The sequence below is a fragment of the Rubrivirga litoralis genome (assembly GCF_031846415.1).
GTDB classification, from domain to species: Bacteria; Bacteroidota; Rhodothermia; order Rhodothermales; family Rubricoccaceae; genus Rubrivirga; species Rubrivirga litoralis.
In genome coordinates this window covers 1-20,686 of sequence record NZ_JAVRHT010000019.1, presented here as the reverse complement: position 1 = coordinate 20,686, position 20,686 = coordinate 1, and the positions used below count along the sequence as shown (strand labels likewise).

The window sequence follows — 20,686 nt, the reverse complement described above, 5'->3', positions numbered from 1 at the left end:
GCCCCAGCCCCCCGCTGGCGTCGGCCGCGAGCGGGTACACGAACAGGAGCCCGACGAGGGCCGCCAGCAGGACCGAGAGCCGGAGTCTGGGCACGCTCACTGGGGCCGGCCCCCCGCGAGGCCGAGCGCGCGGAGGGCGGCCGGAGGCGCGGGCGTCGTCATGGGCGAACGGCGATGCCGTCGAAGACGAGCGCCGTGAGGGCGTCGGCGACGGCGGGCGGGTCGGCGTCGAGGGCGAGCGCGCCGGCCTCGGTGTCGGGCTGGAGCCCGAGCGTCGTGAGGTGGCCGAACAGCGTCGCGAGGAGGTGGTGGGCCGCGACCGCGCTCGGGACCCCGCCCCCGCCCAGGGCCGGGGCCACGACGCCCACCAGTTCGTTGGTCAGGCGGCCCAAGCGGGCGGCGGCCTCCCCGCCCTCGCCGCTGGCGAGCAGCCGGGGCAGCTCGCGCGCGTGGATGCGCAGCAGGTCGGGTTGGCGGCGGAAGTAGCTCGCCGCCGAGAGCGCCAGCACCCAGAACCGGTACCGCGCGGGCCCCTCGCTGCACGTGAACGCCTCGACCACGAGCGCCTGGAGGGCGCGGAGGTGGTCGTCGAGGACGGCCTGGAGGAGGCCCGCCTTGCCCCCCGCGAAGTGGAGGTAGACGGTCCCCTTACCGACCTCGGCCCGGGCGGCGATGCCCTCGACCGTGGCCCCGGCGTAGCCGTGGGCCGCGAACTCGGCCCGGGCGGCGTCGAGGAGGTCGGCGCGGCGAGCCGTGCGCTCGCGGACGCGCCAGGCGGGGGGGGCGGCGGCGTCAGGCATTGGGGCGGAGGGCGGGGCGGGGGCGGTCGGGAGAGGCGCCGAGGGCGGCACGCGCCCCCGGCGTCGGCGCCGGGGGCGGAGCGGCGGCGGGCGGGCGGGGCGCGCGGAGCCAGCGCTGGGCGCCGTGCCAGTCGTCGCCGAAGTGGCGGACGTCGAGGGCGCCGGCCGACGCGCAGGGCCGTCCGGCGCCGGCCACGGCCACGCGGTCCACGACCGCCGCCAGCCCGCCGAGCGCGGTCCGCACCCGGCCCCGGACGGCGTCGGTCACCCCGACCACCGACTCGTCGGCGACGACGAGCAGGCGGAACGGGCCGCCCTCGGCCCACGCCTGCAGGTCGCGGACGAACGCGGCCCCGTGCTCCGGCCCGACGACGCGGGCGAAGTAGGCCGTGAAGATGCGGGGGCTGGGCTCGGCGGTCGAGGCGTACATGGCGGTGGGGGGTGGGGGCTCCGAGGCCCGGAGGGGCGGGGCCGTGAAGGGCGGAGCCCCCACCGTGGGGGTAGCGTGCGGGGGTCAGCGGGCGTCGGAGGGGAGCGGCTCGCCCTGGGCGCCGTCGCCGCCGGCGGTCGCGAACGACGGGAGCCCCGGCCGGCCCCGCGCGCCGCCGGCCGTCCTCTTGCGCTTGGCGAACACCTCGCCCGCGCGCACGCCGAGCGAGTCGAACACGCTGTACAGGACCGGCACGATGACGAGCGTCAGGAACGTGGCGAACGTGAGCCCCGAGATGATCGTGGACCCCATCGGCCCCCAGAACTGGGTGTTCTCCGAGCCGAAGGCGAGGTTCGGGTCCAGCTCCGTCACCAGGCCGACGAAGTCGATGTTGATCCCGAGCGTGAGCGGGATGAGCCCGATCACGGTCGTGAGCGCCGTCAGCAGGACGGGGCGCAGGCGCGTCGCGCCGGCCTCCAGGATGGCCTCGGTCTTCTCCAGGCCGCGGTCGCGGAGCTGGATCGCGTAGTCCACCAACACGATGTTGTTGTTGACCACGATTCCCGCGAGGGATATCAGCCCGATGAAGGTCATCAGCCCGAACGGCGTCCGGAGCAGCACGAGGCCCAGGAGCACGCCGATGAGCGACAACCCGAGCGCGACCATGATCAGGAACGGCGGCGCGACCGAGTTGAACTGGGCGATCAGGACCAGGAAGATCAGGGCCACCCCCAGGAGCAGCGCCGTCGTCAGGAAGCCGAAGCTCTCGGCCTGGTCCTGGGCCTCGCCCGTGTAGCTCACCTCGTAGCCGGCCGGGAGCGCCGCGATGCGCTCGCCCAGGAGCGCCTGGACCCCGGCGAGCACCTCGCCGCCGGCGAAGCCCGACGCCGCCTGGCCCTCGATGGTCACGACGGGGTCGAGGTCGATCCGGGTGATCGAGCCCAGCCCGGCGCCGGTCTCGAAGCTGGCGACGGAGACGAGCGGGATCTGCTCGCCCTCGTGGGGGATCGTCAGGCTGCGGAGGGCGTCGAGGCTGCCGCGGTCGTCCTCTTCGAGGCGGACGCGGACGTCGTACTCGTCCTTGCCCTCGCGGTAGGTGGTCACGACCTGGCCGGCGATGGCGGTCCGGATCACGCTCGCCACCAGCTGGGTCGAGAGCCCGAACGCCGCGGCGCGCTCGCGGTCGATGACCACGCGCTCCTCGGGGCGGCCCGCGTTGAGCGTGCTCGTCACGTCGACGAGTCCGGCGACGGCCCCGGTCTCGGCGGCCTGCTTGAGCGCGGCCTCGAACTCGCGTGCGATCTCGCCCAGCCGGTCGAAGTCGGGGCCGCTGACCTCGAGGTTGACCGGCGGGCCGGTCGCCGGGCCGGTCGTGGTCTGGTCGATCTCGACCTCGACGCCGGTAAAGCGCCCGAAGGCCTCGCGGACGCGGCGGAGCGTCGCCGCCGACGACTCCTCGCGGGCGGCGTAGTCGACCATGTTGAGCGTGACGCGCGAGCGCTCGGCGCTGGCCTGGCCGCCGCCGAAGTCGCCGCCGCCGCCCACGCCGACGCCCACGAGCACGTTCTGGACGTTGCCCGCCACGTCGGCCTGGTCGGTGAGCAGGGCGTCGACGCGGGCCTGGGCCTCACGCGCGAAGTCGTCGGAGGCCTCGACGTTCGTCCCCAGCGGGGCCTCGAGCGTGATCTGGATCTGGCTCGGGTCGCTCTCGGGGAAGAACTCGACGCCCGTCGGCGCGACGGCGAACATCACGATGACGCCGAAGAAGGCGCCGAGCGTGCCCGCGAGCAACCGCGCCCGGTTGTCGGTCAGGATGAGCGTCCGGCGGCCCCGCCCGAAGACGGCGCCGAGCGCGCCGAGCGCGACGATGGCCCCGGGGAAGGCCATCAGCACCGCGATGGTCCCGAAGGTCTTGTTGCCGGCGGCCAAGACCGCGAGCTGGATCCCCAGCATCACGGCGCCGAAGGCGAGCCCGGCCTTGACCGTCGTCCACCCGCCCAGGAACAGGCTCTCGCCCGTCAGCACGAACACGCCGACGACGCCGAGCGCGAGCAGGACCCCGCCGGGCACGACGAGCGCCAGCCCGGCCGTCCCGGCGAGCGCGAACGCGAGCCCGCCCAGGACCAGGAGCACCAGGCCGGCCGTGAGCGCGAAGAAGACGCCCGTGTTGCGCAGGAACGCCCGCTCGACGGTGTAGTCGCGCTCGAGCATCCAGGCCAGGAAGCGGCGGTACGCCGCCGTCAGGCGCGGCAGGCCCGACGACACGAACCGCGTGGCGACGGGCTTGAAGGCGTAGCGGTAGAGCACGACCGAGCCGACGACGGCGACGGCCAGCACGAGCAGCGAGACCGGGTTGACGATCCCGACGAAGACGCAGAGCAGCACGACCACGGCCGCGGCGGCGCGGCGCGTCCACGGGCTGGGCTCCCACTGCTCGGCCCCGTCGCCTGGGTCGCCCTCGACCTGGACGAAGTAGCCCGTGATCACGGGGTTGATGACGAGGGCCACGAACAGGCTCGACGTGAGCGTCACGATGAGCGTGAGCGGGAGGTAGCTCATGAACTCGCCGATCAGGCCGGGCCAGAACAGCATCGGCCCGAACACGCCCAGCGTGGTCGCGGTCGAGGCCACGACGGCGCCGCCGACCTCGCCGACGCCCAGCCGGACGGCCTCCCACCGCTCGTAGCCCTCCTCGACGAAGCGGTAGATGTTCTCGACGACCACGACGGCGTTGTCGACCAGCATCCCGAGCGCGATGATGAGGCTGAACAGGACGACCATGTTCAGCGTCGTCCCCATGACCAAGAAGACGAGGAACGAGACGAGCATCGAGAGCGGGATGGCGATGCCCACGAGCGCCGCCGTCCGCACGCCCAGGAAGAACAGGAGCACCAGGACCACGAAGAGGATGCCCGCGATGATGTTGTTCTCGAGGTCCTTGACCAACGTTTCGACCTGCTCCGACTGGTCGCCGGTGATGAGCACCTGGGTCCCGCTCGGGATCGGGGCGTCGTCGAGCAAGGCCCGGACGCCGTCGGCGACCTCGATGACGTTGCCGCCCTGCTTCTTCTTGACGCTGAGCGAGACGACCTGGCCGAAGCCGGTGTCCTCGACGGCGGCGAACTCGCCGCTCTCGACCTCGCGCTGGAGCACCTGGAGGCGGCTGTAGCTCTCGGGGTCCTCGAACCCGAACGTGACGGTCGCCACGTCGCGGACGTAGACGGGCGTCCCGCCGGGCGCCTTGAGCACGAGGTCCTCGATGAGGGCGGGGTCGGTGATCTGGCCGTCGACGCGGACGAGGTAGTTCTCGCGCCCGACGTCGATGGAGCCGCCGGGGAGGTTGACGTCCTCGCCCTGGATCGTGCTCGTGAGGTCGCTGAGCGTGAGGTTGTAGGCCTGGAGCGCCGTCCGGTCGACGTCGACCTGGACCTCGCGCTCGAGCCCGCCCACCAGGTCGACCTCGAGGACGCCGGGGACCGTCTCGATCTCCTCCTGCAGGTCCTCGGCGACGGCCTTGAGGCGCGAGACCGGGTACTCGGCCGCCAGGTTGATCGTCATGATCGGGAAGGCGTCGAGGTCGATCTCGGTGATGACCGGGTCCTCGGCGTCGGCCGGCAGCTCGCTCTGGGCGGCGTCGACGCGCTCGCGGAGGTCCTGCTTGGCGTCGTCGATCTCGGTGTCGGTCGTGAACTCGGCGACGACCGACGAGACGCCCTCCGACGAGGTGGACCGGATCTCGTCGATGCCCGAGATCCCCTGGAGCTCCTGCTCGACGGGCCGGGTCACCAGCTCGGCCACGTCCTCGGGGCTCGCGCCGGGGTAGACGGTCGTGACGATGAGCTGGGGGATCGAGATCGACGGGTTCGACTCCTTGGGGAGCGCGACGTAGGCGTAGAGCCCGCCCGCGAACAGGAGCAGCGTCAGGACGACGACGGCCGTGCGGTAGGCGACGGCGGTGTTGGTGATGGTCATGCCGGGGGGCGGAAGCGGGGGGCGCGGGGGGGGGAGGGCGGGGCTCCGGTCTATCGTTGGGGCTCGACGGCGGCCGTGGCGTCGGCCACGAGGCCGGCGGGGGCGTCAGGCGCGGCCGGGGCGCGGCGGCGGGCGACGCGCGCCTCGACCTGGAGCGCGTCGCCGTCGGCCAGGCTGCTCTGGCCGCTCACGACGACGCGGTCGCCGACGCGCAGGCCCTCGGCCACGACGACCTCGCCGCCCGAGGACGCCCCCAATCGGACGGCCCGGCGCTCGGCCACGAAGACGTCCGCGGTGTCGGCCGGGACGGCGACGAACACGCTCGTCCCGCGCTCGTCGCGGACGACGGCGTCCTGGGGCAGCACGAGGGCGTCCTGGATGAGCGCGCGCGTGACGGTCAGCTCGACGACCATCTCGGACCGGAGCGCGCCGTCGGCGTTGTCGACGGCGACCTCGATGGGGAACGTCCGGCTCCCGGCGTCGACGGCCGTGCCGACGAAGACGACGCGGCCCCCGCGCGGCTCGGCGCTGTAGGCCGTCGGGCGGACGGTGACCTGGGTGCCGACCTCGATCTCGCCGCTGTAGCGCTCGGGCACGCCGGCCTCGACGCGGAGGCCGCCGCCGCCGACGAGGCGGACGACGGCCTGGCCGGGGCTCGCCAGCTCGCCGGGCTCCGCGAGCTGGGCCTCGACGACGCCGCCGAACGGGGCGCGGACGGTCGTGTTGGAGAGCTGGGCCTGGGCGCTCTGGACGCCGGCCTGGCCCGCCTCGGCGCCGGCGCGCGCGGCTTGGACCCCCTCCTGGGCCGCGGCGAGCTGGCCGCGCGCCTGGGCGATCTGGGCGTCGGCCTGGGCCACCTGGGCCTGGGCGGACGCGAGCTGGCCCTCGACCTGCTCGAACTCGAGCGGCGAGATGATCTGCTGCTGCAAGAGCGGCCGCTGGCGCTCGACCTGCTGCTGGGCCAGGCGGAGCTGGGCCGTCGCCGCGCGGCGCTGGGCCTGGCCGGCCTCGATGCCGGCGCGCGCCTGGGCCACCTGGGCCTGGGCCTGGTTGATCCCGGCCCGGCTCTGCGACGCCTGCGCGCGGGCCTGGGCCACGCCCGCCCGCTGCGTCCCGGCGTCGACGCGCGCGACCACGCCGCCGCGGCCGACGCGCGCGCCGACCGGGGCCACGTAGGTGAGCACGCCCGAGGCGCTGGGCGAGAGTTGGGCGTCCTCGCCCGCGTCGACGGTCCCGGTCAGCTCGATCACGTCCTCGAACGTGGTCCCGCTCACGGCGACGACCTCGACGAGCGCGGCGTCGGGCTGGAGGATCTCGAAGTCCTGGGCGGCCTCCGGCTCGCCGCCGCAGCCCGCCAGCGCGACGGCTCCGAGGAGCAGGCCGAGCACGGCGAGGGCGATCCCGAGGAGCCTCGGGACTGCGGAGGGAAACGGGTGGCCCGCGCGTTTGCGCGGCCGGGGGGCGAAGTCGGGGTGCATCATGGGTCTCGAGGTCGGGGCCGGGTCGGCGTCGGGGCAAGGGGGTGGGGCGGCCCGCCATGCGCGGTCAGGCCGCCCCGGCGCGGTGTCAGCGGGTGGTGGACTGGCTGACGACCACGGTCTCGGGGTCGGCGGGCGTCTGGGCCGGCGGGTCGAGGGCGGGGAAGGGCTCGGCCGGGCGGATCGCGCCGGGCTCGATGGCGCCCGTGGCCCGCTCGTAGTCGCTCCGGGCGACGAGCGCGTCGTAGGCCGCCTGCAGGAGCGCGAGCCGGGACTGCTCGAGGTTGTCCGAGGCGCGGCGGACGTCGATGAGCGGGGCGGCGCCCACGTCGAGCCGCTCGGTGGCGAAGTAGTAGGCGACCTCGGCGGTCTCGACCGTCTCGGTCTGGGCGCGGAGGCGCTCGCGCGCGCTCTGGAGCTGGCGGGCCGCAGCCGTCACCTCGAGCGAGGCGGCGTTCCGGGCCTGCTCGAGCTGGACCTCGGCCCGGTCGATGGCGATCTGGTCCTGCTGCGCGCGGCGGCGCGTCTGGAAGCCGTCGAACAGCGTCCAGTTGAGGCGGAGCCCGACGGCGAGCGCCGGCTGCCAGTAGTCGTCGGAGAAGAAGCCCGGCGTGCTCTCCTGGAACGTGAACGGGTCGCCGGGCGCGGCGAACACGCTCGTCCGGTCGTCGGGGACGTTGCCGGAGTAGCTGAGGTTGGCGAAGGCGTTCAGGCCCGGCCGCGTGGCCGCCTCGGTGATCCCCTTCTGGACCTCCTGGAGCCGGACGGCCAGCGCCGCCTGGCGGATGTCGGGGCGCTCGTCGAGCGCCAACCCGGAGAGGTCGACCTCGGCCAGCTCGCCCGGGACCGGCCCCTGGTCCACGGACTCGAGCGCGGCGACGCGGAACACGTCGTCGCTGGGGACGGCGAGCGCCGTCGTGAGCTGGACCGGCGTCTCGACCGGGAGCCCGAGCGCGACCAGGAGCCGGTCGGTGGCCGTGGCCGCCTCGGTCCGCGCCGTCGCCAGCTGGGTGCGGACGTTGGCGACGTCGACGCGGGCGTTGAGCTCTTCCAACCGGGGCCGGACGCCTTGGGCGACCAGGAGCACGGCGTCGTCGTAGGTCGAGCCCGTCCGCTCGAGCGACCCTTCGAGCACGCCGACCTGGGCGAGCGCGAGGGCCGCCTGGTAGTACGCCTGCCGGACCTGGTGGATGGTCTCGTCGCGCTGCTGCTCCAGCCCGGCCTCGTTGACCTCGACGAGCGCGCGGGCGCCCCGGACGGCTGCGAACGCGGTCGGGGAGTAGAGCGGCTGGGTGACCGAGAGCGTGTTCGTGAACTGGTTGTCGGTCCCGAACGGGTTGCCCTGGTCGGTCGCCGGGTTGAACCCGATGGCGTCCTGGCCCGCGCCCACGCGCCGGTTGTACTCGGTGAGCGTGATGGGCTGGGTCGCCGGGTCGCCGTCGGTCCGGGCGACCTCGTTGAACTGGAGCCAGCCCGTCGCGGCCCCGCCCGAGAACAACGACGCGGCCGAGGAGCCGGCAAAGGGGTTGGCCTGAGCCACGTTCCGGGTGTAGCTCGACGAGCCCTCGACGCGCGGGAACAGCCCGCCGTAGGCCTCGCGGACCTGGGCCTGGGCCGTCTCGACGTCGAGCGCCGCGAGGCGGGCGCTGTACCCGCTCTCGAGCGCGATCTGGACGGCCTCGTCCAGGCTCATCGGGAGTGCGCCGGGCCGGGCCGGCGGCGTGTACGGCAGCGACGCCGCCGACCGCCGGACGTCGGCGGGGATGTCGGGCAGCGGGGGGAGCACGGAATCGGACACCACGACGGGGGCCGCGTCCTGGAGCACGAACGCCGAGTCCGCGCGCTGGGGCGGCCCGGGGACCTGGGCGGCGGCCACGAGCGGGAGCGCGGCGATCGTCGCCAGCGCGGCGAGGTCGAGGAGGCGGGCGAGAGGGCGCATGGGCGGCGGGGCCGGTCCGGGTGGGTGCCCAGTAAACCCGCCCGGCGGCCGTGTTGGTCGTACCGGGGGCCACCCCCCGGGCGTGGTGGACCGGTCCCGCGGCGCGTGGTGACCCCCACCACAGAGGCGGGCTCCCCCGGCCCGCGTGTCTATCCTTGGGGTCCCCCCCCCGCCCCGCTCCGTGTCCCTCACCCGCCGCGTCTTCGTCGTCGACGACCACGCCGTCACCCGCAAGGGCTACGTGTTCCTGATCGGCGAGGAGCCCGGCCTCGAGGTCTGCGGCGAGGCCGAGAGCGCCGAGCACGCGCTGGCGACGTTGCCCGACGACTGCGACGTGGTCGTGACCGACGTGTCGATGGACGGGATGAACGGGGTGGAGCTGGTGAAGTCGCTCCAGGCCGCGCGCCCCGAGCTCCCGGTCCTCGTGGTGTCGATGCACGACGAGAGCCTGTACGCCGAGCGCGTGCTCAAGGCGGGCGCGCGGGGCTACCTCATGAAGAGCGAGGCCGGCGACCAGATCGTCGAGGCCGTCCGCCGGGTCCTGCGCGGCGGGACCTACGTGAGCCCGTCGATGGCCGAGGCCATCGTGCGCCAGTTCTCCGGCGGCGCCGCGGCCACCCCTGAGACGGGCGTCGACGCGCTCTCAGACCGCGAGCTGGAGGCGCTCGAGCACCTGGGCCGCGGGCTCAAGACGTCGGAGATCGCCCGAGCGATGGTCGTGAGCCCGAACACGGTCGAGAGCTACCGGGCGCGGATCAAGAAGAAGCTGGGGCTCGCGTCCGGCGGCGACCTCACGCGGTACGCCATCCGCCACGCCCAGGAGCGGGGGCTGATGTAGTGGCCGCCCGCACGTCCACCGCGCCCCGGTCCGACGCCCAGGCGGCGCTCGACGCCGTCCTGCTCCGGGCCGAGCGGACGCGGTCGGGCCTGGTCGGCGCCTTCTTCGGGGTCCTGACAGTAGCGCTGGCGGTCCGCATCGGCGTCGGGGCGCTGGCGGGACGGCTGGCGGAGCCCGGCGCGGCGGGGCTCGGGGCGGCGGTGGCCGTGGTCACCTTCCTGGCCGTCATGACCGCCATCGAGTGGGCGATCCGGCGCGACGCCGAGTCCCGGTTGCGCGACGGCCGCGCGCCGTCGGACCTCGCCGCCTACGGCGTCGTCGTGGTCGAGGTCGGCGCGTTCGCGCTGGGGGCCGGCCTGGTCACCCGGGGGGGCGACGGGGTGGTCGTGGTCCTGATGGCCCTCGTCGGCCTGTCGTCGTTCCGGATGGTGCCCGGCGCGACGGCGCTGGCCGGCGCCGCGGCCGGCGCGGCCTACCTCGCGCTCGCCTGGGGCCGCCCGGCGCCGAGCGCCGAGAGCGTGGTCTGGACGGCGGCCCTGTTCCCCAGCGTCGGCGTCGCGTTCGCGCTCCTGGCCCGGGCCGTCCGCCGGGCCGCCGTCCGGCTCGCCGTCGGCGTCGCCGAGCGCCAGCGGTTGGAGGCCGACCTGCTCGCGTCGGTCGAGGCGACGCAGGCGCTCGTCGGCCGCGAGCTCCACGACGGCGTGGGCTCGCACCTGACCGGGCTCGCGCTCTACGCCCGGGGCCTGGTCCGGCGGCTGGAGCGGGGCGAGCCCGTCGAGGTCGCCGAGATGGCCGACGCGGCCGGGATGGCGGACGACGCCGTGGGCCAGGTCCGGCGGTTGTCGCGCGGGCTGACGCTCTCGGTGATGGAGCCGGGCGAGCTGGCCTCGGCGCTGGCCGACCTGGCGCGGACGGCGACGAAGGCGTCGGGCGTGACGGTCACGTTCCGGGCCGACGCCGACCTCGCGCCGCTGGCGGCCCAAGCCGAGCGGCACCTGTACCGGATCGCCCAGGAGGCCGTCACGAACGCGCTCCGGCACGCCGCGCCGGGGCGCGTCGAGGTCGACCTCTCCGTCGAGGGCGCCGCCGTCGTGCTGTCCGTCGAGGACGACGGGGCCGGGCTGGTGGACGGCGCCCGTCGGGAGGGGGCCGGGCTGCGGACGATGGCCCACCGGGCGCGCCTGGCGGGCGGCGCCTTCGAGGTCGGGCCGGGGATCGAGCGGGGGACGGCGGTCCGGGCCGTGGTGCCGGCGGGGGGGGACGGGCCGCTCAGAGAGGCCGGGGGGCACGGGTCGCCGCGCGGAGGGGGGTGAGGGCGTCGAGGGCGGCGGCCACGCCCTGGGCGACGGCCTCCACGCGCTCGCTGGCGGTGCCCGTCCCCAGGGGGAGCGCCCGGTCCACGACGAGCAGCCGCGTGCGGACGGAGGTCCCGTAGGGGCGGTAGACGGCGCCGCCGACCTCGACGTCGGCCCGGAGCTGGTAGGGGGCCGCGTCCAGCGCTTGGAAGAACGGCCGGTGCGTGGGCCTCCCCCGCCGCACGCCCGCGCTCAGGATGGCGACCAGCCGCCCGCCGGGCTCCAGGCGTTTGAGGGCCTGGAGCACGTGGTTCGTCCCGACGGTCACGACGCGGCGGCGGCCCAGGCGCCCGGCGGTCTGGGAGAACGGGGGGTTCATCAAGACCACGTCGGCGCGCACCGACGGCGCCAGGATGGCGTCGAGGTGGTCGGCGTTCTCGCGCGTGAGCGTCTGCGACGGGTCCTGGCCGGCCTCGTCCAGAAGGACCGCCAGCGTGTCGGCGCGGCGGCCGGAGAGCTCGTTGGCGTAGACCGTAGCACCGGCCGCGAGCGCGAACGCGCACAGCGCGCCGGTCCCGGCCGAGGGCTCGATCACCCGGTGCCCCTCCCCCACCCCGCTCACCCACGCACAGAGGCCCGCGTAAGCGGCCGGCGTCGAGAACTGCTGGTAGTCGTTCTGCTCCGCCGTCCGACGCGTCTGGCTGGGCAGGAGCGCCGAGAGCCGCTCGACCTCGGCGAGGGCCTCGCGGGCCGCCCCGGGGTCAGACGGGAGCGGCCCGACGGCGCGGAGCAGGTGGAGGTGGAGCCCGAGCTCGGCGGCGTCGTAGGCGTCGCGGGGCGTGAAGGCGCCCTCGGCAAGCGTGCCGCCCCAGGCGTCGGCCGCCAGCGCGAAGAGGTCGGCGGACGACAGGGGGCGGGAGCGCTCGACGGAGCGTTCGACCGCTCGGGCAAGGTCGAGGCTGGCTGTGGCGTCGGGCGTGGTTGGAGCGGAAATCATCGGGGGAGCGGGCGGGGTCCGGTTCGTGGGGGGGCGACGACGGCGTGTCACCGGGGGTCACGCCGTCGGCGCCCCCCACGGGGTCCGAGGCCGCGGAGTCCGACTTTTTTCCTGGGCTCCATCCCTCTGTCCACGTTCGGCTTACGCGGCGCCGAGCGTCCCCCTCGGGACCGGGCAACGGGCTTTTCTGGGCGCCCGGGTCGCATATTGACACCAGAAGGTGTAAACTGACAGTCTCCCTGTCACACCCTCCCTACAATGCTCTACCCCCGACAGAAAGAGCTCCTCGGGATCATCCACGACGCCCTCCGCCGGACGGGTGAGGTCCCCAACGGGCTCGAGCTCGCCGGGCGGATGGGGCTCAAGGGCGTCTCCGCCGTCTACGCCCACCTCCGCAAGCTGGAGGCGGCCGGGTTCGTCCGGCTCACGTCCGGCGGCCGGGGCGTCCCGCTCCAGATCGAGCTGACGGCGGAGGGCGAGCGGCACGGCCGGGCGCGGCCGTGGCCCCGGCTCGGGACGATCCCCGCGGGACCCATCACCGACGTCCAGGCCCAGGCCGACGACTTCGTCGCGACGCTCCCCGACCTCGTCCCGGTCATGCGCCGGGGCGACTACCTCCTGGTCGTCGACGGGGAGTCGATGACCGGCGCCGGGCTCCTGCCGGGGATGACGCTCGTGATGCGGCCGGACGTGGACCCGACCGAGGCCGACGTGTGCTCGGTCTACGTCGAGGGCGAGGGGAACACGCTCAAGCACGTGGTCGAGGACGGCTCGCACGTCCGGCTGGTGGCTCGGAACCCGGAGTACCCCGACCAGCGCGTGCCCAAGAGCGCGGTCTGCATCCAGGGCGTCTTGGTCGCCGCGCTCGCCATCGAAACCTTCCGTTGAGCGTCCCGGCGCGCTCACCGTCCACCCTCCCACCACGACCCATGACCAACGTCCCATCCCCCTCCGCCACCGGCACATCCTCAGAGGCCGACCAGGCCCTCGCCGAACGGGCCGTCTACGCCGAGCTCCGCCGGGCGGCCCGTTGGCTCCGGGCACGCGAGCGCCCGGAGCTCACGGTGCGGACGACCGGGCTGGTCCACGAGGCGTATCTCGCGCTCCGGCGGACGGGGACCCCGTTCGCCAGCGCGTCCCCGGACCTCTACGTCCGGGCCATGCGGCGCGCGCTCGTCGACGCCGCGCGCCGACGGGGCCGGGACAAGCGCGGCGGGGGCGTCCGCCCCCTGTCGCTCTCAGACCGAGACGTGCCCGCTGGCGATCGAGCGCGCGAGGCCGAAGACCGAGTTCACCTGTCGCTCGACCTCGACGACGCCATCGAGCGACTCCGCCGCGTAGACGCGCGGGCTTGCCGGGTAGTCGAGCTCAAGTTCTACGGCGGTCTGGAGGACACCCAGATCTCCGAGACCCTCGGCGTGACCACGAGAACGGTCCGGCGGGACTGGGTCAAGGCGCAGGCCCACCTCCGCGTGTACGTCGGAGAGCGGGAAGCCGCCACCATCTCTCGCCCACTCGCCGCGTGACATGGCCCTCCCCTCCCCCACCGGTCACGGCGGTCCGGCCCGAACCGGGCGGCCCCCGTCCGACGCCGACGGCTGGCTCGTCGAGCGCCTGGTAGACCTCGACCCCGCCGGCCGTGCCCGGTTCGCCGAGCGGCTCCGGGCCGAGGGACACCGCCTGGCCACGCGCGCCGAGCGCTACGTCCGGGCCTTCGACGGGAACGTCGGCGCGGGCGTTTCTATGCTCCTCAGCCGACCGGCGGCCGTCGCCGCCGCCCGCCTCGACGCGCCGGACCACCCCGCCCTCGCACCCGGCGACGTGGTCGGCGCGTACCGGGTCGTCCGTGAGATCGGCCGTGGGGGGATGGGCGTCGTCTACCTCGCGGAGCGGGACGACCTCGGGCTCCGCGCGGCGCTCAAAGTGCTCGGCGAGCACGAAGGGTCGGTCCCCGACGCGAGCGAGGCCCCGCAGTTGGACGCCGCGTCAGAGGAAGTCCAGCGTTTCTACGTAGAGCGGCGGCACCTCGCGCAGCTCTCGCACCCCGGCGTCCCTCGGATCTACGACGCGGGGTGGACGGGGGCCGGGGTCCCGTTCTACGCGATGGAGCTCGTCGAGGGCCTCCCGCTCGACGAGTATGCGAACGAGCGCGGGCTCGGGCTCGTCGCGCGGACCCGGCTGTTCGCCCAGCTCTGTGAGGTCGTGCGCCACGTCCACGACCGGGGCCTCGCGCACGGCGACCTCAAGCCCGCCAACGTCCTCGTCCAAGACGGCGAGCCACCGGTCGAGAATCGGGGGTCCCGGCCCGTCGTCCGGCTCGTGGACTTCGGGGTATCGGAGGAGATCGCCAGCGGCTCGCTGGGTGACGGCCCCCGCCCGTTCACGCCCGCTTTCGCCGCCCCCGAGATCTACGTCGGCGGCGCACCCTCCGTCGCCGCCGACGTGTTCGCGCTCGGCGCGGTCCTGGGCGACCTCGTCGCGTCGTGCCCCGAGGGTCCCTGCAGCGGCGGCCTCCGGCGGTCCCAACCCCGGGAGGTGGCCGCGGTGCCCCTGCTGGACGTGGTGGCCCGGGCGACCCGCCCGGACGCGTCCGAGCGCTACGGGTCCGTCGGCGACCTGCTCGCCGACGTCCGCCGGGCGGCGGTTGCCGTGGCGTGGGCGACGCTCCCGGTCGTCCGAGGGGACGTCCCCGCGGTCCGGGCAGGAGCCGACGCCGCGGGTCGCCCGGTCCCCCCGCGTCCCAAGGCGACGCCTCCGTTGTGGGCCGTGGCAGCCGGCGCGGCAGTGGGCGCGGCCGTCGGCTGGTGGGGCGCGAGGTAGCGCGGGCTAGACCCCCAGGTCCCCCGACCGCTCGGCACGACGGTTGCGCGAGCGGACGCATCGAGCTAGTCTATACGCCTAGGCACCTAGGCCTAGGCCCCTAGACACCCCACCATGCGCATCGTCACGTTCTCCAACCTCAAAGGCGGCTCGGCCAAGACCACTTCGACGCTCGCCGTCGCGGCCGAGCTCGCGCGGCGCGGCCGGGCGGTGCTCGCCGTCGACCTGGACCCGCAAGCGACGCTGACCACGTCGGCCGGGCTCGAGCCAGGACCGGCCGCAGCCTCCCTCCTATCGGGCGACGGCTCGCCCGAGGACGCTCGCGCCGCGCTAGTGGACGCTTCGGGCGGCGCCGATCTCGCAGACGGCGGTGCGCTCCACGTTCTCCCAGCCGACCGCCGCCTCCTCCGGCTCGAACGGACGGCGCCGGTCCAACTCTCGCGCCGCCTGCTCTCTTTCATCGACGTGGTCGAGGGCAACTACGACGTGGCCGTCGTCGACACGCCGCCTCAGGCCTCCGCGCTCGTGACGGCCGCGCTGGCCTCGACGGACCTCGTTCTGGTCCCGGTCGCCAGCGGCCGGGGCGCCCTCGACGGGCTGGGCGACGTCGTCGAGTTGACCGAGCGGTTCGGGACGGCTCCGGTGACGGGCGCGTTCGTCACCCGCGTCAACACGTCCAGCCTCCACGACCGCGAGCTCGTCGAGTACGTGGCGAGCCAGATCGCCGGTCCAGACGGGGAGCCTGCGATCCGGGCGTTCGTCCGCGAGACGGTCCGGGTGCGAGAGGCCGAGATGGCCCGCGTCCCGGTTCCGCTCTACGCCCCCCGCTCCACGGCGGCCCAAGACTACGCCGCGCTGGTGGACGAGGTCGAAGTCCTCCTGGAACAACATGGCAGTTAGACGCCTAGCACCCTAGACTACTAGAACGATGAGCAAGCGCAAGCCCCGCATCACTCCGGCCCGTCAAGGCGGTGCCTTCGATGGCGTGTTCGACCCACCCGCTCCTGAGACGGATGCCCCGAGCACCAAAGCGGCGAAACCATCCGCCAAGCGGACAGGAGTCCCCCAACCGGGCGACCTCGCCCACGACAGGACGGTCCAGGCCAACTGGAACGTGCCTGCGTGGCTCCGCGCGAAGGTGCGGGCCGTCAAGGACTTCGACGGGACGAGCCAGAACGAGGTCGTCGCCGCCGCGCTCGAACGGTACGTGGCCGAGTTGGAGCAGGGGAGGGGGGCGCCCTACCCCGTCCAGTCTCGGCACTTCGAGTAGGACGACGTGACGCCCGGCGCGACGCGGAGGTGGCGGACGACGGCGCGCGTGGCCGTCGGCACAGGCGTCGGGCTCGCCGTGCTGGCGGTGGCCGCGTGGGCGTTCGGCGTGCGCGTCAACTACACGTCAAGCCTGCCGCGCGGGCTCTACCTCGCCTCGGCGTTCGACCCCGCCAGCGCGGAGCCGGGTCAGATCGTCGCGGCCTGCCCGAGCGCGGATGCCGCTGCGGCGCTCGCGCCCTACCTCGCGAACGGCCCGTGCCCTGGGGGCGTCGTCGAGCTGGGGAAGCCGCTCGCGGGCCTGCCCGGCGACACGGTCGTCGTGGACAGCGCGGGCGTCCGAGTCGGGGGGACGCCGCTCCCGAACAGCGCCCCGCTCTTCCGCGACCGGGCCGGGACCCCGCTCCGGCCCCGTCTCGGTCGGCACGTGCTGGGGAAGGGGGAGTATTGGCTCCACTCCGGGCGGGTGCCCACCTCGGTGGACTCCCGCTACGCCGGGCCGGTGAGCGACGTTCGAGGAGTTCTCCAGCCGCTCTGGATTGAGGGCGGAGTGCGCGACGCGACAGACAACTAGGGGTCTAACCGTCTAGACATCTAGGAGCATCGGGGCTGCTGAGGCTGCACGAGCGACCTCTTGGGAGCCGCCGTGTCCGGTGTCCGGGCGATTTCGCGCCTCTTCGGGTCGCCGGGGGAGAGCCCCGGCCCGACCCCGACCCGATGGAGGCCACGCCCACCCCGACCGCTCCGACCGCCACCGCCGAGCCCGCCAAGCATCCCGCTGGCGGCGCTCGCCGCGACGTGCCCCGCCAGCCCGTCAGCGGGCGCGAGGCGCGATACCGCGAGCTCATGGAGCGGTACCTCGGCCCCCGCGTGCTCGACGCCTTCGCCAACGATGACGTGACCGAGGTCTACGTCAACCCCCACGACGGCTGGCTCCGGCTCGACACGCGCTCCCAGGGCAAGGTGCGGACGGACACTCGCCTCCGGGCCTCGCGCGTCGAGCAGTTCCTGGGTGCCGTGGCGGCCTTCCATGGAGACGCGCTCGGCCCCGCCGCGCCGTCGGTCCAGGCCGAACTGCCAAACGGCACGTTCGGAGGTGCCCGACTTCAGGGGTTCATCCCGCCGCTCGTTCCCCGCGCCTGCTTCGTCGTTCGGAAACCGGCCCGCGTCGTCTACGATCTCGACAGCTACGTCCGCACGGGCGTGATGACAGCCCGGCACCGGTTCGCGCTCCGCGACGCCATTGACGCCCACGAGAACATCCTTGTCTGTGGCGGGACAGGATCGGGCAAGACGACGCTCTGCAACGCGCTCCTGCTGGAGATGACCGAGCGGTTCCCCGAGGAGCGGATCGTGGTCCTGGAGGACACCGGCGAGCTCCAGTGCGCGGCCGACGACCACCTCCAACTCCAAACCTCCGACGACGTGTCGCTCGCCGACCTCGTCCGGCACACGCTCCGCTGTACGCCCGACCGGATCGTGGTCGGCGAGGTCCGCGACGCAGCCGCGCTCGACCTCCTGGACGCCTGGGCGACAGGCCACCCCGGAGGCTGCGCGACGCTCCACGCCACGACGGCGCTGGGCGCGCTCCACCGCCTTGACCGGCTGGCGCAGCGCGCCAACGTGCCCCCACAACACTCGCTCGTTGCTGAGGCCGTCGGCATCGCCCTCATCGTCGAGGGCGGCAACGCAGGCCGACGTGTCCGCGAGCTCGTGCGCGTCATCGGCCACGACGGCACCGACTACCAGCTGGAGCCGGTGTGACCCACTCGGGGACGCCCAGACCGACCGCCGCACGCCTGCTGGCGGTCGTCCACACTAGCCGGGGACGCCCGGCCCACTCTTCCGGCCGCGAGGCCCACGACCATGACCCGCCATCCCCTCCACGTCATCCGCAAGCCGTCCGGTCCGCCGCGACGCCTCACCACGCTCGCCTTGCGCGCCGTCGGGCTCTGCGCTCTCGTCCTCGTCCTGGCCGACCCAGCGTCGGCGTCCGGCGGCGCGGCGATGCCGTGGGACGGCCCGCTCCAGACCATCGCCGACGCGCTGACCGGCAACACGATCCGGCTCGTCGCCGTGATCGCGCTCGCCGCGGGCGGCATCATCTGGGCGTTCACCCGGAACGAGGAGGGCGTCAAGCGGATCGCGCAGGCCGTGATGGGCCTGGGCGTCGCCATCGGCGCGGCCTCGTTCGCGGCCACGCTCGGGATCTCCGGGGCCACGCTGTGAGCGTGCGCCAGCGGAACGGGGGAGGGGAGAGGTCGCCCGCCGCCGGGCGCCTCCCTGAGCGGCTCGTCCACCAGTCGCTCGTCCGCGTCCCGCGCTACGCGGGCGTCGACCGGAGCTTCCTGGTCCTCGAAGTCACGCTCGTCGTGTGCTTGGGCTACCTCATGGGGCTCTCCTGGGCGACGGCCGCCGTCGTGGTGGTCGTCGTCGGCGTCGTCCACCCGCTCATGGTCCGCCTCTCGGACGCCGACGATCTGCTGCCCCAGCTCCTGGCGCGGACGCTCATGCAGGCCGACGCCTACGGCCCGCTCCCGCCCGTGAGCGCGTCCCCCCGCCGCCCGTCTCGCTCTGTCCCGACGGCCTAGTCGTCTAGGCACATAGACCCCTATCTTCACGATGAGCTTTCTCGCCACCGCTGTCGGCGTCACCACGGGCGCCCTCGGGGCCGCCGGTCTCAGCCGACTCCGCGAGCACCGCAAGTCCACGGGCCTCGGCTCGCGCGCCCTCTCGGACCTCCTGGGCTGGGGGTTCCTGGTGGGGGAGGGGGTCGTGCTGATGAAGGACGGCTCGTTCCTGGCCGCCTGGCGGTTCCGAGGACGCGACCTCGCCTCCTCGACCGTAGGCGAGGTCGCGGCCCTGGCCGAGCACGTCAACACCGCAATCGCGTCCTACGGCGACGGGTGGATGGTCCACGTGGACGCCGTGCGCCGCGAGTCCATCGGCTACGCGGATCGCGCGCGGTGCCACTTCCCGGACCCCGTGAGCGCGCTCGTCGACGAGACGCGCCGGGCGCGGTACACGGCGACGGCCGAGCACTACGAGACCGATGCCGTCCTCACGCTCACGTACACGCCTCCCGGCGCGCTCACCAAGCGGATGGAGCGAGCGGTCGTGCAGGGCCGGGAGAGCGAAGGCCCCGACTGGGACCGGCTCCTGAGCCGGTTCGAGCGCGAGGCGCGGGACCTGGAAGGGCGCCTGGCCTCGGCGCTCCGCCTGGAACGGTTCGGGAGCGCAGACCTCCTGCGTCACCTCCACGAGTGCCTGACGGGGTTGAGCCACAACGTCGGCGTGCCCGGCCACGGGGCCTACCTCAACTACGCCCTGGCCGATCAGCCCTTCGTCGGCGGCTTCGAGCCCCGGATGGGTGACCAGCACGTCCGGGTCGTCGCCGTGCAGGGCTACCCGAACGCGACGCGGCCCGGCCTCGCCGACCCGCTCACGCGACTCCCGTTCCCGTACCGCTGGTCCGTCCGGTTCCTGCCGTTCTCGCCCACGACGGCGTCGAAGGTGATCGGAAAGAGTCAGCTCGGGTGGTTCCAAAAGCGGCGCGGCGCGGGCGACTGGGCCAAGGACATGGCGTCGAAGAAGAAGCGTGAGACGACGGATCTCGACCTCGCCTTTCAGGATGGCAACGCGACGGCGATGGTCCACGACGCGGGCGCCGCCCGGTCTGCCAACTCGGGCGGCGAGGTCCGCTTCGGGTACCTCACCGTCTGCGCCGTCGTGATGGCGGACGACGCGCGAGAGGCCGACGACCGCGCGCAGGCCGTCCTGAAAGCCATCCGCGACCTCGGGTTCACTGGCCGCGTCGAGGATGTGAACGCCGTCGACGCCTTCGTCGGCTCGCTACCGGGCCACGGCCACGCCAACCTCCGCCGCCCCGTCCTGTCGACCGAGAACGTCGTCGACGTGCTCCCGCTGACGGCGCCCTGGGGCGGGCACCGCGAGGTCCCGAGCGGGCTGTTCCCTGAGGGCTCGCCGCCGCTCCTGTGGGCGCGGACGGACGGCTCGACCCCATTCCGTCTCTGCTTGCACGAGGGCGACGTGGGCCACACCCTCGTCGTCGGCGCGACGGGCGCGGGCAAGTCGGTTCTTGTGGGCCTGATCCTCGCGCAATGGCGCCGCTACGCCGGATCGCGGACAGTGACGTTCGACGTCGGGTACAGCCACTACGTCTCGGGCCGTGCGATGGGCGCGGCGCATTACGACCTCGCCGGGACGGTCGCTCACGACGCGGGCGACACGGAGCCCGTGGCGATGCAGCCGCTCCGGGGCGTCGACCGACCCGACGTGCGGCTCTGGGCCGTCGACTGGCTGGAAGGGCTGGTCGAGGTCCAGGGCGAGCGGCTCTCGCCCGACGAGCGCGGCCGACTGGCGCACGCGGTCGGACTGCTAGCGGAGAGCCCCGCGGGGGACCGGACGTTGACGGCGCTCCTGGTCGGGCTCGGCGACGAGCGGCTCCGAGCGCTCGTGCGGCCGTACACCCTGGAAGGGCCGTACGGCCAGCTCTTCGACGCCGATCAAGACTCGTTCGCCGGGGGAGAGGACGCCGTCCGGCACCAAGTCGTCGAGCTCTCGCACCTGGTCGGGATGTCGGACCGTGTGCTCGTGCCTGCGCTGACGTACCTCTTCCGCCGCGTCGAGGAGTCGCTCGACGGCTCGCCCACGCTCATCGTGATCGAGGAGGCGTGGGCGGCGCTCATGCACGGGCGCTTCGCCGACCGGCTCCGCCAGTGGCTCCTGACCCTCCGCAAGCGGAACGCGGCCGTCGTGGTCGTGGCCCACAGCCCAGCCCAGTTTCGCGACGGGGTCAAGGGGGCGCAGCTTCTGGTCGAGAGCTGC

18 protein-coding genes are annotated in these 20,686 nt (G+C 74.2%); 12 read left to right on the top strand and 6 right to left on the bottom strand.

Features of this window, described 5'->3' with window-relative positions:
- Positions 1-158: 158 nt before the first annotated feature.
- The 5 genes from RM540_RS09270 to RM540_RS09250 all read right to left on the bottom strand — a co-directional run bounded on the left by RM540_RS09270 (position 159) and on the right by RM540_RS09250 (position 8,619).
- Positions 159-800 (bottom strand): TetR/AcrR family transcriptional regulator, encoded by a 642-nt coding sequence (locus RM540_RS09270; protein WP_311663377.1) that lies wholly within the window; start codon positions 798-800, stop codon positions 159-161.
- A complete protein-coding gene (locus RM540_RS09265) occupies positions 793-1,230 on the bottom strand; it encodes a hypothetical protein (protein ID WP_311663374.1) in 438 nt (145 codons plus the stop codon). The genes RM540_RS09270 and RM540_RS09265 overlap by 8 nt, the downstream gene beginning before the upstream one ends.
- Positions 1,231-1,314: 84 nt before the next feature.
- A complete protein-coding gene (locus RM540_RS09260; protein ID WP_311663372.1) occupies positions 1,315-5,202 on the bottom strand; it encodes an efflux RND transporter permease subunit in 3,888 nt (1,295 codons plus the stop codon).
- A gap of 50 nt (positions 5,203-5,252) precedes the next feature.
- Positions 5,253-6,683, bottom strand: a complete 1,431-nt coding sequence (locus RM540_RS09255; protein WP_311663370.1) for an efflux RND transporter periplasmic adaptor subunit — start codon at positions 6,681-6,683, stop codon at positions 5,253-5,255.
- Positions 6,684-6,768: 85 nt separating this feature from the next.
- Positions 6,769-8,619, bottom strand: coding sequence for a TolC family protein (locus tag RM540_RS09250; RefSeq protein WP_311663368.1), 1,851 nt, complete (start codon positions 8,617-8,619; stop codon positions 6,769-6,771).
- A 181-nt stretch (positions 8,620-8,800) separates the two neighbouring features.
- Here RM540_RS09250 and RM540_RS09245 point away from each other — a divergent pair, with 181 nt between their 5' ends.
- Together RM540_RS09245 and RM540_RS09240 are read left to right on the top strand one after the other, a co-directional pair.
- A complete protein-coding gene (locus RM540_RS09245) occupies positions 8,801-9,457 on the top strand; it encodes a response regulator (RefSeq protein WP_311663366.1) in 657 nt (218 codons plus the stop codon).
- On the top strand, positions 9,457-10,770 hold the full coding sequence (locus tag RM540_RS09240) for a sensor histidine kinase (protein ID WP_311663364.1): 1,314 nt from the start codon (positions 9,457-9,459) through the stop codon (positions 10,768-10,770). Before RM540_RS09245 ends, RM540_RS09240 begins: the two co-directional genes overlap by 1 nt.
- On the opposite strand, the gene RM540_RS09235 is transcribed toward RM540_RS09240, so the two are convergent.
- Positions 10,727-11,749, bottom strand: coding sequence for a class I SAM-dependent methyltransferase (locus RM540_RS09235; RefSeq protein WP_311663362.1), 1,023 nt, complete (start codon positions 11,747-11,749; stop codon positions 10,727-10,729). The two genes, RM540_RS09240 and RM540_RS09235, sit on opposite strands and share 44 nt — an antisense overlap.
- A gap of 258 nt (positions 11,750-12,007) precedes the next feature.
- Here RM540_RS09235 and RM540_RS09230 point away from each other — a divergent pair, with 258 nt between their 5' ends.
- The 10 genes from RM540_RS09230 to RM540_RS09185 form a co-directional block, all read left to right on the top strand.
- Positions 12,008-12,637, top strand: coding sequence for a LexA family protein (locus RM540_RS09230; RefSeq protein ID WP_311663359.1), 630 nt, complete (start codon positions 12,008-12,010; stop codon positions 12,635-12,637).
- A gap of 41 nt (positions 12,638-12,678) precedes the next feature.
- On the top strand, positions 12,679-13,275 hold the full coding sequence (locus RM540_RS09225; protein WP_311663357.1) for an ECF-type sigma factor: 597 nt from the start codon (positions 12,679-12,681) through the stop codon (positions 13,273-13,275).
- Between the two features lies 1 nt (position 13,276).
- Entirely contained in the window at positions 13,277-14,569 is a 1,293-nt protein-coding gene (locus RM540_RS09220) for a serine/threonine-protein kinase (protein WP_311663355.1), read from the top strand.
- A 114-nt stretch (positions 14,570-14,683) separates the two neighbouring features.
- Positions 14,684-15,469, top strand: coding sequence for a ParA family protein (locus tag RM540_RS09215; protein ID WP_311663353.1), 786 nt, complete (start codon positions 14,684-14,686; stop codon positions 15,467-15,469).
- A 28-nt stretch (positions 15,470-15,497) separates the two neighbouring features.
- Positions 15,498-15,839 (top strand): hypothetical protein, encoded by a 342-nt coding sequence (locus RM540_RS09210; protein WP_311663351.1) that lies wholly within the window; start codon positions 15,498-15,500, stop codon positions 15,837-15,839.
- 48 nt (positions 15,840-15,887) lie between these two features.
- Positions 15,888-16,412, top strand: coding sequence for a S26 family signal peptidase (locus RM540_RS09205; RefSeq protein ID WP_311663349.1), 525 nt, complete (start codon positions 15,888-15,890; stop codon positions 16,410-16,412).
- A gap of 224 nt (positions 16,413-16,636) precedes the next feature.
- Positions 16,637-17,602: a P-type conjugative transfer ATPase TrbB gene (trbB, locus tag RM540_RS09200; protein ID WP_311663347.1), complete on the top strand. Its 966-nt coding sequence runs from the start codon at positions 16,637-16,639 to the stop codon at positions 17,600-17,602.
- Between the two features lie 102 nt (positions 17,603-17,704).
- Entirely contained in the window at positions 17,705-18,067 is a 363-nt protein-coding gene (locus RM540_RS09195; protein WP_311663345.1) for a TrbC/VirB2 family type IV secretion system protein, read from the top strand.
- On the top strand, positions 18,064-18,429 hold the full coding sequence (locus tag RM540_RS09190; RefSeq protein ID WP_311663343.1) for a VirB3 family type IV secretion system protein: 366 nt from the start codon (positions 18,064-18,066) through the stop codon (positions 18,427-18,429). Before RM540_RS09195 ends, RM540_RS09190 begins: the two co-directional genes overlap by 4 nt.
- 31 nt (positions 18,430-18,460) lie before the next feature.
- On the top strand, positions 18,461-20,686 hold a 2,226-nt coding region (locus RM540_RS09185; protein ID WP_311663341.1), incomplete at its 3' end, for a VirB4 family type IV secretion/conjugal transfer ATPase.